Origin of the sequence: Stenotrophomonas sp. GD03794 (assembly GCF_029842145.1) — a bacterium.
Lineage (GTDB): Bacteria > Pseudomonadota > Gammaproteobacteria > Xanthomonadales > Xanthomonadaceae > Stenotrophomonas > Stenotrophomonas riyadhensis.
In genome coordinates, this window is sequence record NZ_JAOCFV010000001.1 from 1 (window position 1) to 18,727 (window position 18,727).

Here is an 18,727-nt window from a genome sequence, read left to right on the forward strand (position 1 = left end):
CGAGCATGGGCTCGGCTCTACAGGGGCTACAGGGGCTTGCCCGCGCGACGTGGACAAAGTTTCACCACACTTCGAAACGCCTGCGTGGCAACACTCCCACCCACTTGTCCACATCAAATCCCAACCACTCTCCACGACGGGTGTGGAAAACCTCTAACGGGCATGGACAAAAAACAGCCACGCCCTGAAACGCTTGCCACGTGCGGTTCGCAGGCACTTGTCCACATCAAACCCCCATCGCTTTCCACGCCGCGTGTGGAAAAAAGAACCCGGCACTCCCTTGCCGGGTTCTTCCCGCATCACCAGTTGTACGAAAGACCCAGCTGGGCACCGACATCGCGGAAGCCCATGCCACCGCTCTGCCGGCTCAGTTCACCCCAGCCGCGCCAGCCGCCGGACAGATCCACCTGCACGCCGGCCTTGGCTTCGTAGATGTCGCGCGGCAGCTGCCGCTGCAGCCGCTCGCCGTCCATTGCCAGGCCTGCGCCATTGCCACCGGACCACCAGTTCACCGCTACGTACGGGTGCACCTGGCCCTGCGCCGGGCTCAGCCCACGGCTGTAAAGGCGCAGGCCGAGGCGGGTACTGGTCTCGCCACCACCACGGTCCTCGACCACCGTGCCGTTGGCTTCGACCACGCGGTCGCTGTCATAGCGGCTGTGCACCACCTGCAGCTGGGGTTCCAGATAGACGCCGCGCTGCGCGCTGCGCTGAAGTGGCAGCACATAGCCAGCCTCGGCCGACGCACTCCAGCTGCGGGCGTCATAGCGCTCCTTCTGCAGGCCTTCGCCCTGCACGCTGTTGCGGAAGCGGCCGTATTGCAGCCAGCCATCCACATAGGCGCCGCCCTCCATGCGCGCATCCTGCAGCCAGGTGGCATAGGCACCCACGCTGGTGCCGGTGACCACGCCACGCGCGGTGTAGCCGGTCACCTGCGAGCGGCTGTCATTGCGCGCGCGGCCATGGCCGAGCATCGCACCTGCCTGCAGTTCGCCCGTGCCCCCCACCTCGAAGCGGCGTCCGCCGCCGACCAGCACGCTGCTGGTCTGGCCATCGACCTGGACCTGGCGGTTGCGGTCGTGGCTGTCGGGCTGCGCACTGCGAAGGTGCATCCAGGCCACGCCGTCACTGCTGGCACCGGCCTGGGTGGCGGGATCACCGGCGCGGTCGTGCAGGCTGTGCCGGAACATGCCCAGCGCGGAACTGCGGTTGGCCAGGTAGGCCGCCGGTTCCGGGCGTTCCACCTGCGGGCGCGGCGGATCGATTGGCGGCTCCGGCGGCAACGGCGGATCGATCGGCGGTTCCGGCGGAGCCGGTGGGTCGACCGGAGGCTCTGGCGGCTGTGGCGGGTCGACCGGGGGTTCCGGCGGATCGACCGGCGGCACGTATTCCGAGCGCAGGTACCAGTTGCCATCGTCCGGGGTCGACACGCCGCCCTTGAACAGGAAGTAGTCGTAGGCGCCGGCGACCGCGCGGCCCTGCAGGCTGAACTGTGCATCCGACTGGCCAGCCACGGTGATCAGGCGGATGCCCTCCTGGGTCAGCGCACCGGCGCCGCCGGCATTGCGCACGCTCACGCTGGCGGTGCCGCTGCTGTTGCCGTTGATCACCAGCTGGTCGCCCGCCGATGTGTCGTCGCCCAGCGCGCGGTTGAAGATCCACTGGCCCCCGTTGCCCACGTAGTCGCCGCTGACAGTGACGGTCTTGAAGCCGCCCGCCGCCGGCGCATCGAAGGCGATGGTGCCGGCGTGTTCGAGCGCGCCGACGCTGGAACTGTCACGCACGTTCCACTGGCTGCTGCCATCCAGCGCCAGCTGTGCGACCTGGTAGCCGGAATCGTCGCGCAGCGCACCGCTGAACTGCGTACCGTTGCGCAGCACCATGTGTACGTCAGCCGTTGCGCTGTCCACCACCACGTCGCCGCGCAGCGTACTGGCGTCGGCGCTGAAGTCGATGCGGCTGGTCGCCACGCTGCTGCCATCGGTGAACACGGTGTCGCTGACCCGCAGCAAACGGCCGCTGCCGTCGCCTGCGGTCACGTCGCTGCCATTGACGGTCAATGCGTGGTTGCTGCCCTGCAGCCAGAACGCGGCGCCACTGGCAGTCTCGATGTGGCTGTCATTGAAGGTGGCACGGTTCCAGTACGGGCCGAACGCGGTCAGGTAGGAGCGGTAGGCGCCGCTGTTGCTGCCGGTCATGCGGATGTCCAGGCGATCGGCCTGGGTCAGCCGCGCCGTGTTCATGTGCACGATGCCGAACACGTTCTCGCCGTCGCTGCGGATCGCAACGTTGTCGAGCAGCGCGGTGGCGGTGGAGCCGCCGATGAACACGCCGCCGCCGCCGTTGCCGCGCACGTCGATCACGCTGCCGTTCGCTTCGATGCGGCTGGCGGTGCTGCCGGTGGAACCGGTCACGCGCACGCCGTAGGTCGCATCACCGTGCGTGGTGATCCGGCCACCCTGCACGGTGGCGACGCCACCGGCGATCTCTACGCCGTAGCCGTAGGTGTCGGTCCAGGTATCGATGGTGCTGTTGGTCAGCTGCAGGCGCGACTCGTCGCTGGCCAGCCAGAATCCGGAATAGCCATCGCGTACATCGAACGCGGCGTCGCGGGCGGTCAGCTGGCCCCAGTTGTTGATGTTCACGCCATAGCCGCCGACGGTGTAGAAGCGGCCGCCGTTGATCACCGCGCTGGAATAGGTCTTGCTTGCACTGCTGCCGAGCAGGCGCATGCTGCCACCCACCGAGTGCGCTTCCACGTTCTCCAGCAGCACGCTGCCGCCGCTGCCGATGTCGAACCAGCCGCCGTCCATGTAGGTGTCGTACAGCTCGGCGCGGCTGCCCGCGCCATCGACCGCGATGCCGGCGAGGATGCCGCCGGGGGCGAGGGTGATCCGGCTGTTGCGGATGGTCAGCAGGCCGGCACTCTCGGCGCGCAGGCGCGCGCCGCTGTCGGCACTCATCTGCAGGTTGTCCAGATGCACTTCACTGCCCTTGCCGGAGGCGCCGACCAGAGTGCCGACGCCGCCGGTCATCGCAATGCGGCCACCGGTGTAGCGGATCACGCCTCCGTTGTAGGCCTGCACGCTGGCATAGCCGCTGCCGTTGCGGATGGTATCGATGTCGACATCGCGTGCGTCGATCACGCTGCCGGCACCATTGGCATACAACGCATAGAAGCCCGTGCCGGTTGCTGGTGCGATCGACAGTGTTGCGCCGCGCAGCTGTACCTGGCCGCCATTGGCGGCGGTCACAGCGCTGCCATTGCCGGTCACATTGATCCGGCTGCCGTCGATCAGTGCGTTGCTGCCGGTACCGGTGACGGTGAGTGCGAAACTGCCCGCGCTGTGATTGAGGACATCATCTGCGCCAAGCTGCAGGCTGTCACCGTCACTGACCTGCAGCGGGCCGGTGAGCTCTGTCGCATATGCAGGCAACGCCGCCCACAATGCGGTGGCCAGCAGGCTGGGGATGAGGGGCACGCGCGTGGCGCGCGCGCACCCGGACGCACGGCGCTGCCGTGTGGGGGAGGCATTCATGCTGATGGACTTCCTGTGGCAGGGCGCAGCGAGGCTGCGTGGACTGACGCGGCGACGCCGCGTCGCTGCGGAAGCCACATGTGACGGCGCCGGGAGGCGCCATCAGGCTTCCGTCCCCCAGGGTGATGCAGCGACAACCGGCAGGCGCACCATGGCGGGATGTGTCCAGCCTAGAAATCGGCGCTGTCCGATGGAATCAGGCGTTTCCTAAAGCCATTGCAGGCCCCCGTGCAGAGCCTGCGGGGTTCAGCCGGGAGTGGGCCTCAGGCGAACAGCGAGACCTGCAGGCAGTACTCGATCAGTGCCTGGTCGCTGTCCACGCCGAGCTTGCGCATCGCGCTGATCTTCTGCGTGCTGACCGTCTTGGCACTGCGCTGCAGCTGGCGCGCGATGTCGCGCACGCTCATGCCGCCGGTGAACAGCCGGATCACTTCCAGTTCGCGTGGCGACAGGCGTGCACGTACTCCATCGGCATCAGCGGGTTCGCTGGCGGCCACCGGGAGCAGTCCCGGGGGCCGGTAGATGCGGTCGGCCAGCACGACGCGCAGGGCCTGCACCAGGCTGCCCAGTCCATGGCTCTTGAGCACCACGCCGCCCGCGCCCGCTGCATACATCGCGGCCACCAGCGAGGGGTTGGAGACCATCGTCAGCACCAGCAGGCGCGTGTCCGGGTAGCTGCGGCGCAGGAACGAGATCAGCTTGATGCCATCACCGAGCTGGTCGCTACCGGGCATGCTGTAGTCGGTGATCACCGCCTGTGGCCGGGTCTGCGTCATCAGTTCGATCAGTCTGGCCGGGTCGGCGGCTTCGCCAACGATTTCCAGATCCAGTTCGCCGGCCAGCACATCGCGGATGCCGGCAAGCACGATCGGGTGGTCGTCGGCGATGAGGATCCGTGTGGTCATGGCAGGGTCGAGTCGTCAGGGAGGGAAGGGGGCGGGGCATCGGGCAGAAGATCCAACAGCCGCAGCAGCCTGCGCTGGAAACCGTTCAACGGTCCGGCCAGCTCGGCCAGCCCGTCGCCGCGTGCGATGCATTGCTCGATCTGCAGGCCACTGTCCACCAGCGCAGGCGCGCCAACGATGACCAGTGCGCCGCGGATGCGGTGCAGCACCTGTGCTACGTCTCCGGCGTCGGCTGCCGCGATGGTCTCACGCAGGCGGTCCAGATCGGCATGCATGGTCTGTACGAACAGTGCCCGCATCTTCGCGGGTACCTGCAGCGGAGGGTCGTGGTCGGTCGCTGTACTGGGTGCCGGGGCGTCCGCAGGTGGCGACGCTGCTGCGTCCCCGCTGCTGATCCGGCTCAGCAGGCGTTGCAGTGCTTCAAGCGTGATCGGCTTGACCAGCACACCCTGCATGCCGGCCTCCCTGCAGCGCTGTCGTTCGGCGGGATCGGCATTGGCAGTGGCGCCGTGGATCGGCACATCGGCCCCGCGCGCCCGAAGTGCGCGGGACAGCCCGTAGCCATCCAGCCCGGGCATGTTCAGATCGGTCAGCACCAGCCCGAACACACCCTGCTGCCAGTAGCCCAATGCTTCATTGCCATTGCTGGCGACCACGGCACGGCAACCCAGCTGTTCCAGCTGGTCGCGCAGGATCGCCTGGTTGATCGGATTGTCCTCGGCCACCAGGACCTGCAGGCCAAAGCGGCGCGTTGCCGGCAGTCGACCTTCGGCGCTGGCCGCCAACGGCTGGCCGCTGGCAGTCGCCAGTGCGGCCACAATGGCATCGAGGCGATGCAGGCCCACTTGCCAGCTGCCGTTGATCAGCTGCGCGCGCGCGCCTCCATCACGGCAGGCGAGCACGCGCGCACCGCCATTCCATGCCGGTGGTTCACCGTCCAGTACCAGGTCGAGCAGTACCGTCGCCGGTGGCAGGTGTAGCGTGATGTCCTCCCGGTAGACGCTGGCGGTCGCACCACGTTGCTGCAGTCGTTCGCACAGGGATTGCACCAGTTCACGCGCACTACCCCGGACCTGCACCTGCAGGTTTGCGGGCAGCCTTGGCTGGGGCGACTGCAGAGGGTCTGGCAGCGCCGGTGGCAGCGGCAGTTCAATACTGAAGCTGCTGCCCAGGCCACTCTCGCTCACCACGCGTAATTGACCTTCCATCAGTGCCGCGAGGTGGGCGCAGATGGCCAGTCCCAGCCCGGTTCCACGCATCGCATCGGTGCCTGGGTTGGCTTGGAAGAACGGTTCGAACAGATGGGACTGGTGCTCGCTGGCGATACCGATGCCGGTATCGGTCACCTGCCATTGCAACCAGCAGCGTTCCTCCTCCCAGCGTGCCGAGACGCGCACGACCACGCGGCCACTGTCGGTGAACTTCAGTGCATTGCTGATCAGGTTGTTGAGTATCTGGCGGATCCGAGCTGCATCGCCGCACACCGAAGTCGGTATGTCCGCATCGATGCAGGCATAGAACTGCAATCCCTTGTTCGCGGCCGCAGCGGCGTAGGAATCCAGCGCGTCTTCGCTCAGGCGCACTGGATCGAATGGGCTGGGCTCAAGGCTCAGTTGGCCGGCCTCGGCCTTGCTCACGTCAAGAATGTCGCTGATCAGTTGCATCAGCGTCGAGGACGAGCGCTGGATCGTGGCCAGGTAATCCTGCTGCTTCGCATCCAGTGGCGTCAGGCCCAGCAGTTCAAGCGTGCCGAGCACGCCGTACAGCGGGGTGCGGATCTCGTGGCTCATCGTCGCCAGGAACTGGCTCTTGGCCCGGTTGGCCTGGTCGGCGGCGCGCCGCGCCTGCTGCAGCACCTGCTCGGCTTCGTGCTGGCTGCTGAGATCGATGAACAGGCACAGTACTGCCGGCTCGCCGCGATAGCGTGCCGGTGTCGCCTTCACCAGCAGATGGCGGCCATCCGGTGTGGCGTAGGCCAGGCCATCGCCGAGCGTGGTGCCTCCTGCGGCGAGCACGCTGCGCCGCCATGGACCGTACCAGCCTCCCGCATGGTGATCTTCGCCCAGCCAGTTGCGGGCCAGGGCGTTGTCCAGCAAGACAGTCCCATCGGTGCGTCGCAGCAGGCACAGCCCGATCGGCGCGTTGTCCAGGATGGTGCGGCTGAAGGCTTCACTTTCCAGCAGGCGTGCATGGTTGCTGCGCAGTGGCTCGATGACCGAACGTCGATACGCACGCAGCACCAGCGTGCCACCCAGTGCCAGCAGCAGCGCAACCACCGTTGCCCCCAGCAATGGACCCTGTGGATGCTGCAGGACCTGCTGCCAGCTGACGTGGTAGACCGCCAGCCACCCTCGATCACTGCGCATGAGGAATTTCAGGCCGGCGATGCCGGCCTGCCAGGAGGTTCCCGCATTGCTGGCGTCGGTGGCATCGCCCAGCAGCGGTCGGCCATCGGGAGTGAACAACGACAGTTGCTGGAACACCGGCACACCCAGAACCTGCCGGTAGTCATCGACCCGCGCCGGATCGAGCAGGCAGGCCAGCGCCGCCAGTGAGCTGTCGCTGCTCTCGCCCCACAGGCGTGCATCCTGTGGGGCATGGGCGATGGCCAGCAGGCGGGTCTGTCCATCGCGCCACGGCACTGCGACCCAGGCGATACTGCCGCGCTGCAGGGCGGGCTGGCTGCGCATTGCCCGGTGGATTGCCGCGATCGCCGGGCGCAGGTGGTGCGGACTGTTCTGGCTCGCATCCGCACCGGACATCTGTACGGGTGCCAGCAGGCCGCGCGTGCCCTGTCCATCGACCAGCAGGCAGTGTGGTGGGGGATAGTGCGAAGCCGACCAGAACGTTCCGTAGAAGCGCAGGAAACGATCACCCAGCTCGGTCGGCGGTCGGGACGCCGCGCCGTCGCCCTCGTTGCCGATCAGCACGAAATTGGCGAACAAGGGTCCGCGCTGCAGTTCAACGCTGGCATCCGGCACCGGCTGGCCGCGCGCACCGACATCATGCAGTCGCCATTGGCGAAGGAACCTTTCCTGTTCGAGCAGGGTTCCATCCAGTCGGCGGAAGTGGTATTCGATCTTGCTGCGCTCTTCGTTCAACAGCTGGGTGCCGGTGGACAACAGCAATCCGGCCTGCAGGGTGGCCAGCACCACCACGCCGATCAGCAGTGCGTGGACGCGCAGGGAGCGGCGAGCGAGTCGGCGTACGGGAGCGGCCTCGGCCGGCATGGCAGGTCTCGGAGCAAGGGGCGGTCAGTGGCACTGTATGGCGCCCGGCGGGCGCCCGGTTCTGCTGCACAGACAGGATCGTCAATGCCACTTGATGGATCCGTGAAGCCGATGTGCAGCCGGCTTCAACGCAGGATGACCGGATGGACGTCGTCCATGCGCGGTGCCTCCTCGTCCAGCAGGCGAGTGAACTCATCTGACGGCAGCGCTTGCGAGATCAGGAATCCCTGCACCTGGCTGCAGCCGAGCCGGCGCAGTGCCGCCAGGTCGGCATCGCTTTCCACGCCTTCGGCCACGATGGTCAGGCCCAACTGGTTGGCCAGCGCGATGATGGTCGACAGCGTCAGATGCAGGGCCGGATCACGGGCACAACCGCTGACCAGTGCGCGATCGATCTTGACCTCGGTGAACGGCGTGTTGACCAGGTTGTGGACCGAACTCAGGCCCTGCCCGAAGTCGTCCTGTGCCAGGCCGAAGCCCTTCATGCGCAGGCGGCACGCCCCGGCATAGAAATCACTGACATGGCGTGTGGTGCTGTTCTCCATCAGCTCGAAACACAGTTCGCCAGGTGTGCCGCCCAGTGCCAGGGTCATCGCAAGCAGTTCATCGGGCAGGTCGGACTGCTCCAGCAGGTGCGGCGGCAGGTTGATGGAAACCGGTACCCGGAAGCCCTGCTTGCGCCAGCGGGCCTGCGCTTTGATGCTGGCCTTGAGCATCATCCGCAACAGTTCGCCCTCCAGCCCGTGGCGGCATATCGCTGGCAGGAAGCTGCCGGCGGCCAGCGTTCCCTGCAGCGGATGGCGCCAGCGCACCAGTGCTTCAGCCGCAACGACGCGCCCGGACTGCAGTGACTTCTTCGGCTGGAACCAGGCCGTGAGGCTGCCGTCGGCCATCGCCTGACGCAATTGCTGGACGTCGGGTTCGGCGAGTAGCGTACTGCGTGCCGGAGCGGCGTCCGCCGACGGACGTGACTGTGCCAGTGCTTCAAACAGAGCGTCGACGTCGGCGGCGGCAACCGGCTTGGACAGCAGGCCGATCACCTCCAGCCCGAGCGATTCGGCCATCAGGCGTGCCGAGGTCATCATGCGCCGGGACGCCGCGCTGACAACGGCAAGGCGTGGTGGGCGCGGTTGGGCGGCCAGCGCCTGGATGAACTGGATGCCGTCCTATCCCGGCATCAGCAGGTCGCTCACCACCAGATCGTAGGCTTGGCAGGCGCAGAGTGCGATCGCCGCTTCCACGTCCTCGCAGGCATCGACCTGCACCCCGTCGCTGCTGCCGAACAGATTGGCGAGGTAGCCTCGCTGGAAGGGCTGGTCTTCCAGGATCAGGATGCGCTGGGTCATGCGGGATCTCCTTGGCGCAGGACGGTGATCGCCTTGCGCAGGCGGGCGATGTCGATGGGCTTGCTCAGGTAGCCCTGCATGCCACTGGCCAGGCAGCGCTCGCGTTCTTCGGCCGTGGCATTTGCGGTGGCGCCGATCACCGGCACCCGGTTGCCGTCATCGCGCAGCTGTCGGGCCAATGCATGGCCATCCATACGCGGCATGTTGATGTCGGTCACCACCAGATCGAAGGCCTGCTCGCGGCACCGCTGCAGCGCGTCCATGCCGTCCTGGGCCAGTTCCACCTCGCAGCCGAGGGTGCGCAGCTGCTCGGCCAGGATCACCCGGTTGATTGGATTGTCTTCCACCGCCAGCACGCGCAGGTCCAACGGCATGTGCGGTGCCGCACTCCTGGTTTCCGGCAGTGCTGCCCGCTGTTGCTGGAGGCTGGCCAGAGCATTGCCGATCGCGGTCATGCCATGCAGGGTCACCACCAGGCTGCCATCGGCCGACACCATCGGCAGGTCACCGCCGTCGATGGAGGCCACGACCCGTGGGCCCGTCCATGCCAGTGGTGTGCTGGCTTCGCCGTCCATCAGGATCGCACCGTCATGGTCAAGCAGGGACGGATCACCCAGCAGGGGCTGGGCGTTGGCACCCCAGCGCTGCAGCCAGCCGCAGGCGCTGTCGACCAGTTCGCGGTCGCGGCCACGCACAAGGATCGGAGGTTCCGGCTGCAGCCGCGGACCATCGTCGGCCGCCGCCAGCACCGGCAGCGGCAGGCGAACGCTGAAGCTGCTGCCCAGCCCCGGTTCGCTGACCACCTGCAGTTCGCCGCTCATCAGGCGCACCAGCCGGTCGCTGATGGAAAGGCCGAGCCCGGTGCCCTGTGCACTGGCGGCGCCGCGGACCTGGCGGAACGGCTCGAACAGCCGCGCCTGTTCCTCGGCGGCGATACCTATGCCGGTGTCGGTGACCTGCCACGCCAGCACACTGGACTCACCTTCGCGCTGTACCTGGCGCACCCGCAGCACCACGCGGCCATGCTCGGTGAACTTGATCGCGTTGCTGAGCAGGTTGCCAAGGACCTGGCGGATGCGGTCGGCATCTCCCAGGACGCGCGTCGGCAGGCACGGGTCGGTGCAGACCAGGATCTGCAGGCCCTTGCAGGTGGCTGCTGCGGCAAAGCTGCGCAACACGCTTTCGGTCAGTTCGCGCGGCGAGAATGCGCTCGGCTCCAGGCTCAGCTGGCCCGACTCGATCTTGGAGACATCCAGCACATCGCTGATCAGCTGCAGCAGCACCGATGACGAACTTTCGATGGTACGCAGGTACTGCGACTGCCGCGCATCCAGCGTGGTATGGCCCAGCAGTTCCAGCGTGCCCAGCACGCCGTACAGTGGGGTGCGGATTTCATGGCTCATGGTGGCCAGGAACGCGCTCTTGGCCTGGTTGGCCGCATCGGCGGCCTGGCGTGCCGATGACAACGCTGCCTGCGCCTGGCGGTGCCGGGAAATGTCATGGAAGACGCACAGCAGCACGTCATCGCCCTGGTAGCGGCAAGCGGCGTGCAGCACCTGCAGCTGGCGACCATCGCGGGTGGTGAACTCCAGTCCACGTCCGCGCTCGCCAGCATGCCCGCGCCAGGGCGCCTGCCAGTCGCTGTGTTCACCTTCTTCGCCCAGCCAGTCGCGCAGCAGCTGGTTGGAGAGCAGCAACTGGCGGTCGCTGCGGCGCAGGACGCAGATGCCGACCGGCGCCATGTCGATCACCGTCGAGCTGAAATCCAGGTTCTCCAGCAGGCGACGGTGCTGCTGCAGTGCCGGCTGGATCAGCTGGCGGTCGACACGATGCCGCAGCAGGCGCAGTGCGAAGCCGGCCAGCAGCAGCAACAGCGTGCAGATCAGAAGAGGCACTGCCAGATCACCCAGCAGCAGCTGCGGCGGCAGGTGGTAGACCAGCCGCCAGCCGTCATTGCCGACACTCTTCACCAGCGCCACGCCGCGCGGCAGACCGCTGCTCCACAAGGTGCCGAAGCTGTCGTCCTGGCGTTCCCGAAGTGTCTTCCAGCCAGCGCTGTCCAGCCGGGGGGCCTGGCTCGACAGCGCAGGCTGTCCGCCACGATCGAGCAACGCATAGCCGCCGATGCCCTGGCCATCGATCATGCTTGCCGCTGCTGCACCATCGAGCAGCAGCAACAGCCACTGCGTCGGGTGGGGTCCGGCCTGCACCGGCCGGGCCAGTGCAACGCCGCTGTCCCCTGGGCGCAGCCAGTACACCGGGGCGTCGCCCTCAAGGCTGCCGCTGCGCGCCTGCAGCGCACGCAGCGAAGGCAGGTGCGCCAGGTCGACGTCGACCTCGCCGCCGGCCAGCCAATGCGCGCCCTCTGCATCGACCAGCATCAGGTACGTCTGCAGCGCCTGCAGCGTGTGTTCGGCGCGCGTCGACAGCAGCAGTCGCTGACCGGGCTGGCCGCCAGCACCATCCAGCGGCACCTGGCGCATGCCTTCGCTGTCTGCCGCAGGTGCATCCAGGTTACCGGTCAGCACCGAATCACCCAGGTACCGCAGCAGCGCTTCGCGCTGGTCGAAATAGATCTGTGCCTTGTAGGCCGCTGCATTCATCTCGCGGCGATGGGTCGAGATGTCCTCGGTGAACGCTGCGAGCAGGTAGAAGCCGGCCGCGGCGGCCAGGCAGATGAAAACACTCACGGTCAGGCAGCGCAGCAGCACCGACGCGGTGGTCGATGGCACGGCCTGCTGCAGCGAAGGGCGAGGGAAGCGGAACATGCAACGATGCTAGGGAGCGGTGCGGACGGCGCGGAATCAGCCGTTTCCTAAAATCTCCCGCGGGCCAGCCGCGCTGTCGCATGTGCGCGGGAACCGTTCAGGCGGCGGAAAAGAAGAACCCCCGCCGAAGCGGGGGTCTCCTGTATCGACGTTGGGCGGGAGCTTACAGCGCGCTGCCACCGAACTTGTGGGTGTACTGCAGGTTGATGGTGCGGCCGACGCTGTCGAACCAGGACACGTCGTAGTACGGATACGCGGTGTAGGTGGCGTCCTTCGGCGGCATCTTGTTGAACACGTTGACCACCGACAGCGACAGGCGCGAGTGGTCGTCGAAGCGGTACTGCAGCGACGCGTTGTAGCGGTAGGTTGCCTTGATGTACGGGCTGTCACCGCTGTCCCAGTCGAAGGTCTGGCCGTAGCTGTCATAGGTTGGCAGCTTGCCAAGTCGTGAACCGTAGACTGTCGCCGACCACGCAGCCTTCTCCCAGGTCACGCTCAGGCTGGTTTTGGTGCGTGGAATATCGAAACCGCTGTTGACCGCGAACTGATCTTCGATGGGGTCGCCGGGGTAGCGCTGGAAGTCGTGCTTCTTCACCCAGGTGTGGGTGCCGTTGAGGATGAAGTCGCCGATACCGGTCTGCAGGCGGTAACGCAAGCCGATGTCGATGCCGGAGGTGGATTCGCGGGCGACGTTGATCGGGGCGACACGCACGCCGTACAGGCGGCCATCACTGGTGCGGGTGATGCGGTCGAGCGCGTCCACGCAGGTCGGCGAGTTGATGTCGGCACTGCCGAGGCGGCAGTTCGCTTCGCTGGCCAGGATCGTGCGCACGTCCATGTCCTGCACCTGCTTGCGCATGTCGATGTCGAACCAGTCCACCGACAGATCCAGGCCGATTGCCGGCGACCAGACGAAGCCGGCACTCCACGAGGTGCTGGTTTCCGGGTCGAGCTGGCGATTGCCGGTGCGGCTGCGGATGATGCTGACGTCTTCGTCGCATTCGGTGCCATTGGCGCGACAGTCGTACAGATCCACTACGTCAGTCTCGTCGTTGCCCGGGCCGGCGAACACGTAGTGCAGGTCCGGTGCGCGGAACGCGGTGCCATACGAACCGCGGACCAGAAGCGTGTCGATCGGGCGCCATTCCAGGCCGCCGCTCCAGGTTGCCTTGCCGATGGTGTGGCCGGAATAACGGTACTGGTCGTAGCGGCCTGCCACGCTCAGGTTGACCGTCTCGTGCAGGGGCATGCGCAGTTCGGCCGCTGTGGCCCAGCGGTTGCGCGAACCGTTGCCGTCCGAATCCTTCCAGCTGTAGTAGTAGTACTGGGTCGCCAGCGGATCGGGATTGAGCGAGTACGCCTGCTGGCCCACTTCCACGGTCGCGGCGAAGCCGGCATCCCCCCCCGGCAGGCCGAACAGCGCGGAATTGGTCAGCGTTAACGCAGCCGTTTCGGTGCGCGACTTCGGGGTGTAGGTGGTGCGCGCTGCGATCGAATCGTACTCGGCGCGGGTCAGCGGCCGGTACAGGCGTGACGGGTCGGCATTGAAAATCGGGAATACGTTGCCTTCATCATCGGTGTAATCGCCCAACTGCGGGCCCAGGAACAGGTCATTGGCTTTGGCGGCGATGATCTTCGCCCAGCTGATCCGCGACTGGTACTGCGAATGGCTCAGCGCGGCCTCGTAGTCCCAGTTGCCGGTCAGATTGCCCTTGAAGCCAGTGGTCACGCTGAAGGTCTTCTGCGTGCTGCGCACCATGCCGTTGCGCAGACCGCCCATTTCCTCCGGCGAAAACTGGCGGTTCCAGGATTCGATCTGTTGATCGGCCTCCGTGCTGGCAATGTTTCTGAAATAGCCCGCTTCATTGCCGTCTGAGCTCATGTAGCCCCAGGACGTCACATCGCGCATCAGCGACATCGTGTGATAACCCAGCTGCACGTCGGCGAACCACTGCTGGCCGTTGTCGAAGTCGTAGCTCAGCGAGGCGTAGCCATTGGCGCCGCGGCGCTTGCTGAGGATGGTGCCGTAGCCGATTGACGTATCGCTGCCACAGTACCAGCCGGAGCGCGGCCGGTAGGCGTGGTAAGTACTGCCCTGGTTCTGCCCGGCGAGCGCTTCGCAGGTCGCTGCGCCTGGGTCCAGGTAGGCGTCGTTGTAGTCCGTGCGCAGATAGGCGCGACGAGCGGCACGCGTACGTTCAGTCGGTGCGTCCTGGGTCGAATCCTGGATGTCGCGCTCATAGGCCCACAGCGGGGTCTGCGACTGCAGCTCGACGCTGTACACGGCGTTGAAGTTGCCGCGGCTGAAGCCACTGGCCAGGCTCATGTCGAACGACTCGCCACCGCCTTCGCTGGTGGTGCCCATGCGCATGTCGACGGTGGTGCCGTCGGCCTTCTTCTTCAGGATGAAGTTGACCACGCCGGCGATCGCGTCCGAACCGTAGATGGCCGAGGCACTGCCGGTCAGCACTTCGATGCGCTCGATCATGCCCAGCGGGATGTTGGAGACGTCGGTGAAGTTGCTGCGGCCCTTGAACGGCATCGGGAAGTCGGCGATGCGGCGGCCATTGACCAGTACCAGCGTGTGGTTCGGGCCGAGGCCGCGCAGGTCCACCTGCTGGGCGCCCGGCGAGAAGTCGGCGCCGCTGGACGACTGCTGGCTCTGGGTCTCACCGCCGTTCTGGGTCATCGACCGCAGCACGTCGGGCACGGTGGTGAAGCCGCTGGAGCGGATCTGCTCGGCGCTGATCACCGTGATCGGGGCGGGACCTTCCACCTGGGCGCGCGGAATGCGCGAACCGGTGACCTGCACCGCGTCCAGTTGTTGAACCGAAGAGGAAGCCGGTGCCTGGGCCGCCGCGGAAGCAGCCACGCCCATCAACGCCAGCTGGATCGACCACGCCATCGCCTTTCTACGCATGAGGAATTCTCGGAAATGAAGCCGGCCCGCAGAGGAGGGGCCCTGTCCCCCATTCAGATTTCGGGAATGGGCGCGCGCATTTAACGCCTTTTTTATGTCCTTGACTACTGGGTCTCTATCTGGCAAAGAGTGAAAGCGCTTGCAAGTCGATTTTGTTCAGGGAGATCAAGATGCGACGCCTCCATCGGACCCTGCGTGCCCCCATCGCCTGGCTGGTGCTGCTGGTGTTGGCCGTGCCGTTGGCCGCCCCTGCGCAGGACCTGCAGGGCCCGGGCTTTGCCTACTACGAAGCCGGGGATCTCGACGCACCCCGCCCCGGCCCGCGCGCGCCAGCCATGATGTTGATGGGGGGCGGCGAATGGGTGCCGGAGGCCTTCCAGTGGTGGCTGAAGCAGGCCGGTAACGGCCGCGTGCTGATCCTGCGTGCTTCCGGCAGCGACGAACTGCAGGACCGGTTGTATCGCGAAATCGGCGGTACCACCGCGGTGCAGACCCTGGTGTTCGACAGTCGCCGCGGCGCCGACGATCCGGCCGTGCTGCGCGTGGTTGCCGCAGCCGACGCCATCTTCATTGCCGGCGGCGACCAGTCGCGCTACATCCGTTTCTGGAAGGGCACCGCGCTCAACCGCGCGCTCAACGCCCATGTGCGCGCCGGCAAGCCGATTGCCGGCACCAGCGCCGGGCTGGCCATCCTCGGCGGCTACGCCTATGGCGCCATGGATGGCGGCAGCATCACCTCCGCCGGTGCGCTGGCCGACCCGATGGGCAGTGCAGTGACCATGGACAGCGGCTTCCTGCAGATGCCCTATCTGCAGCGGGTGGTCACCGATACCCACTTCGACAAGCGCGACCGGCTCGGTCGCCTGATCGTGTTCGTGGCGCGTGCCGCACAGGACAGCGGCGACCCGGACATCGTCGGCATCGGCGTCGATGAAGACACCGCGCTGTGCGTGGAGCCGGATGGCCAGGCGCAGGTCTACAGCGCCGACGGCGAGGGCAAGGTCTGGGTGGTCAGCCCGGGCCGTGATGCCGATCGCCTGGTCAAAGGTGAGCCATTGCGCTTCCACGCGGTGCCGGTGACCGTGGTTGCCAGCGGCAGCCGCATGCGGTTGGACGACTTCCAGGCCGACGCGGACTATCAGGCGGTGGCCGACATCAGCGACGGCGAGATTGAAGTCGTCCGCCAATGATCGTCCTTCCCGGTAGTGCCGGCCGCTGGCCGGAAGCCGGTCTGCCCTGATGCAGCCCCTGCCGGCCAGCGGCCGGCACTACCCGTGCAAACCCTTCACTACACCTGCTGGAGACGTATCCGATGAAACTCCGCCTGGCGCTGTCCGCGCTGCTGTCCCTGCCATTGCTGGCCCAGGCCGCTCCGGCGACCTCGCCGTTGCTGGTCATCCACGGTGGCGCCGGCGTCGAGCGCAAGGACCTGTCGCCGGCCGAAGAGAAGGCTGCGCGCGATGCGTTGCGCGCAGCGCTGCTGAAGGGCCATGCCGAACTGGCGGCCGGTCGCCCGGCGCTTGCCGCGGTCACCGCGGCAATCACCGTGCTGGAGGACGATCCGACCTTCAACGCCGGCAAGGGCGCGGTGTTCACCCATGACGGCCACAACGAGCTGGATGCCGCAGTGATGGACGGGGCCACCCAGGCTGCGGGTGCGGTGGCCGGCGTGCAGCGGGTGCGCAATCCGATCCTGCTGGCACAGACCGTGATGCAGAAGTCCAGGCACGTGATGATGGTTGGGCAGGGCGCCGAAGCATTTGCGGTGGAGCAGGGCATTCCCCTGGTGGATCCGTCGTACTTCCGCACCGAGAAGCGCTGGCAGCAGCTGCAGCGCGCGCTGAAGGAAGAAGCCAGTGGCCAGGCGCATGCCGACCTGGAGACCGCAAAGCACTTTGGTACCGTGGGCGCGGTCGCCCTGGACGCACAGGGGCAGCTCGCCGCCGGCACCTCCACGGGCGGCATGACCAACAAGCGCTATGGTCGGGTGGGCGACTCCCCGATCATCGGCGCCGGAACCTGGGCCGACGCGCGCTGTGCGGTCTCGGGCACTGGCTGGGGCGAGTACTACATCCGCACCGCGGCCGCGCACGAGATCTGCGCGCGCATGCGCTACCAGGGGCAGACCCCGGCGCAGGCAGGCAGGGGCGTGATCAACGAGACGATTCCGAAGATGGGCGGCGACGGCGGTGCGATCGTGCTCGCCGCAGACGGCAAAATGGCCGCGCCGTTCAACACCCAGGGCATGTATCGAGGGTGGATTGGCGCCGACGGTGTCCCCCATGTCGCAATTTTCGCCAGCGAGACCCTGCCGGTCCCCGGTCAATAACCTTGCGTATCAATGGGTTTGCGACAACGTGTGAAAAAGATGGAAAAAAGCGTTGACAGCCCCCCGTCCCATCAGCAGAATAAGCGGCTCACCACCACACACCGCAACGCTTCGGCGGCAACGGAATGGGGTGGTAAGGAGGGATACCCAAGCGGCCAACGGGGGCAGACTGTAAATCTGCTGGCTTACGCCTTCGGTGGTTCGAATCCACCTCCCTCCACCAGTTTCACGTTGTGACATTCCCGGCGCGGGAGTAGTTCAATGGTAGAACCTCAGCCTTCCAAGCTGATGGTGCGGGTTCGATTCCCGTCTCCCGCTCCATTGGATGAACTTTGAATCTTATCGAGTTCATGTCATAATGCAAAACTCGGCTCACGTAGCTCAGTCGGTAGAGCACTTCCTTGGTAAGGAAGAGGTCGAAGGTTCGATTCCTTTCGTGAGCACCATCTTAAGCATCACCTCTCAGACGAATTCGAGATAAGCAGCCATGGCCAAGGGTAAGTTCGAGCGCACCAAGCCGCACGTCAACGTCGGCACCATCGGTCACGTCGATCACGGCAAGACCACGCTGACCGCCGCACTGACCAAGATCGGTGCCGAGCGCTTCGGTGGCGAGTTCAAGGATTACTCCTCGATCGACGCCGCGCCGGAAGAAAAGGCGCGTGGTATCACGATCTCGACCGCGCACGTCGAATACGAATCCCCGGTCCGTCACTACGCCCACGTCGATTGCCCGGGCCACGCTGACTACGTCAAGAACATGATTACCGGTGCCGCCCAGATGGACGGCGCGATCCTGGTGTGCTCGGCCGCTGACGGCCCGATGCCGCAGACCCGCGAGCACATCCTGCTGTCGCGTCAGGTCGGCGTGCCGTACATCGTCGTGTTCCTGAACAAGGCCGACATGGTTGACGACGCCGAGCTGCTCGAGCTGGTCGAGATGGAAGTGCGCGAGCTGCTGAGCAAGTACGACTTCCCGGGCGACGACACCCCGATCATCGCTGGTTCGGCCCGTCTGGCGCTGGAAGGCGACCAGAGCGACATCGGCGTGCCGGCCATCCTGAAGCTGGTCGACGCCCTGGACAGCTGGATTCCGGAGCCGGAGCGCGCGATCGACAAGCCGTTCCTGATGCCGGTGGAAGACGTGTTCTCGATCTCGGGTCGCGGCACCGTGGTGACCGGTCGTATCGAGCGCGGCGTGATCAAGGTTGGCGACGAAATCGAAATCGTCGGCATCCGTCCGGTGCAGAAGACCACCGTGACCGGCGTTGAAATGTTCCGCAAGCTGCTGGACCAGGGTCAGGCAGGCGACAACGCTGGCCTGCTGCTGCGCGGCACCAAGCGTGACGACGTCGAGCGTGGCCAGGTCCTGGCCAAGCCGGGTTCGATCAAGCCGCACACCAAGTTCGAAGGCGAAGTCTACGTCCTGTCGAAGGACGAGGGCGGCCGTCACACCCCGTTCTTCAACGGCTACCGTCCGCAGTTCTACTTCCGCACCACCGACATCACCGGCGCAGCTGCTCTGCCGGAAGGCGTCGAAATGGTGATGCCGGGTGACAACGTCAAGATGGTCGTCACCCTGATCAACCCGGTGGCAATGGACGAAGGCCTGCGCTTCGCCATCCGCGAAGGTGGCCGTACCGTCGGCGCCGGCGTGGTCTCGAAGATCATCGAGTAAGCCTGCAGTACC

At 66.3% G+C, this 18,727-nt stretch carries 10 protein-coding genes and 3 tRNA genes; 6 read left to right on the forward strand and 7 right to left on the reverse strand.

Going from position 1 to position 18,727, the window contains the following annotated elements:
- Positions 1-299: 299 nt before the first annotated feature.
- The 7 genes from N5D91_RS00005 to N5D91_RS00035 form a co-directional block, all read right to left on the reverse strand.
- A complete protein-coding gene (locus N5D91_RS00005; protein ID WP_153856349.1) occupies positions 300-3,539 on the reverse strand; it encodes an autotransporter outer membrane beta-barrel domain-containing protein in 3,240 nt (1,079 codons plus the stop codon).
- A gap of 263 nt (positions 3,540-3,802) precedes the next feature.
- Complete coding sequence (locus N5D91_RS00010; protein ID WP_110711138.1) at positions 3,803-4,444, reverse strand: response regulator; 642 nt, start codon at positions 4,442-4,444, stop codon at positions 3,803-3,805.
- Positions 4,441-7,674: a hybrid sensor histidine kinase/response regulator gene (locus N5D91_RS00015; RefSeq protein ID WP_164162549.1), complete on the reverse strand. Its 3,234-nt coding sequence runs from the start codon at positions 7,672-7,674 to the stop codon at positions 4,441-4,443. Before N5D91_RS00015 ends, N5D91_RS00010 begins: the two co-directional genes overlap by 4 nt.
- 125 nt (positions 7,675-7,799) lie before the next feature.
- A complete protein-coding gene (locus N5D91_RS00020; protein WP_258011572.1) occupies positions 7,800-8,759 on the reverse strand; it encodes an EAL domain-containing protein in 960 nt (319 codons plus the stop codon).
- Positions 8,760-8,840: 81 nt separating this feature from the next.
- Positions 8,841-9,020, reverse strand: a complete 180-nt coding sequence (locus N5D91_RS00025) for a response regulator (protein ID WP_258011571.1) — start codon at positions 9,018-9,020, stop codon at positions 8,841-8,843.
- On the reverse strand, positions 9,017-11,788 hold the full coding sequence (locus N5D91_RS00030) for a response regulator (RefSeq protein ID WP_164162551.1): 2,772 nt from the start codon (positions 11,786-11,788) through the stop codon (positions 9,017-9,019). Before N5D91_RS00030 ends, N5D91_RS00025 begins: the two co-directional genes overlap by 4 nt.
- 163 nt (positions 11,789-11,951) lie before the next feature.
- A complete protein-coding gene (locus tag N5D91_RS00035; protein ID WP_180854764.1) occupies positions 11,952-14,708 on the reverse strand; it encodes a TonB-dependent receptor in 2,757 nt (918 codons plus the stop codon).
- 170 nt (positions 14,709-14,878) lie between these two features.
- On the opposite strand from N5D91_RS00035, the gene N5D91_RS00040 reads away from it, so the two are divergent.
- The 6 genes from N5D91_RS00040 to tuf all read left to right on the forward strand — a co-directional run bounded on the left by N5D91_RS00040 (position 14,879) and on the right by tuf (position 18,715).
- Entirely contained in the window at positions 14,879-15,898 is a 1,020-nt protein-coding gene (locus N5D91_RS00040; RefSeq protein WP_153856353.1) for a cyanophycinase, read from the forward strand.
- A 122-nt stretch (positions 15,899-16,020) separates the two neighbouring features.
- A complete protein-coding gene (locus tag N5D91_RS00045; protein WP_164162552.1) occupies positions 16,021-17,037 on the forward strand; it encodes an isoaspartyl peptidase/L-asparaginase in 1,017 nt (338 codons plus the stop codon).
- Positions 17,038-17,174: 137 nt separating this feature from the next.
- Positions 17,175-17,260, forward strand: a tRNA-Tyr gene (locus N5D91_RS00050).
- A 24-nt stretch (positions 17,261-17,284) separates the two neighbouring features.
- Positions 17,285-17,358: transfer RNA gene (locus N5D91_RS00055), tRNA-Gly, on the forward strand.
- A gap of 49 nt (positions 17,359-17,407) precedes the next feature.
- Positions 17,408-17,483: transfer RNA gene (locus N5D91_RS00060), tRNA-Thr, on the forward strand.
- Between the two features lie 41 nt (positions 17,484-17,524).
- The gene (gene tuf, locus N5D91_RS00065; protein ID WP_004154360.1) at positions 17,525-18,715 is read left to right on the forward strand and encodes an elongation factor Tu; all 1,191 of its coding nucleotides are present in this window, start codon (positions 17,525-17,527) and stop codon (positions 18,713-18,715) included.
- Positions 18,716-18,727: the final 12 nt, after the last annotated feature.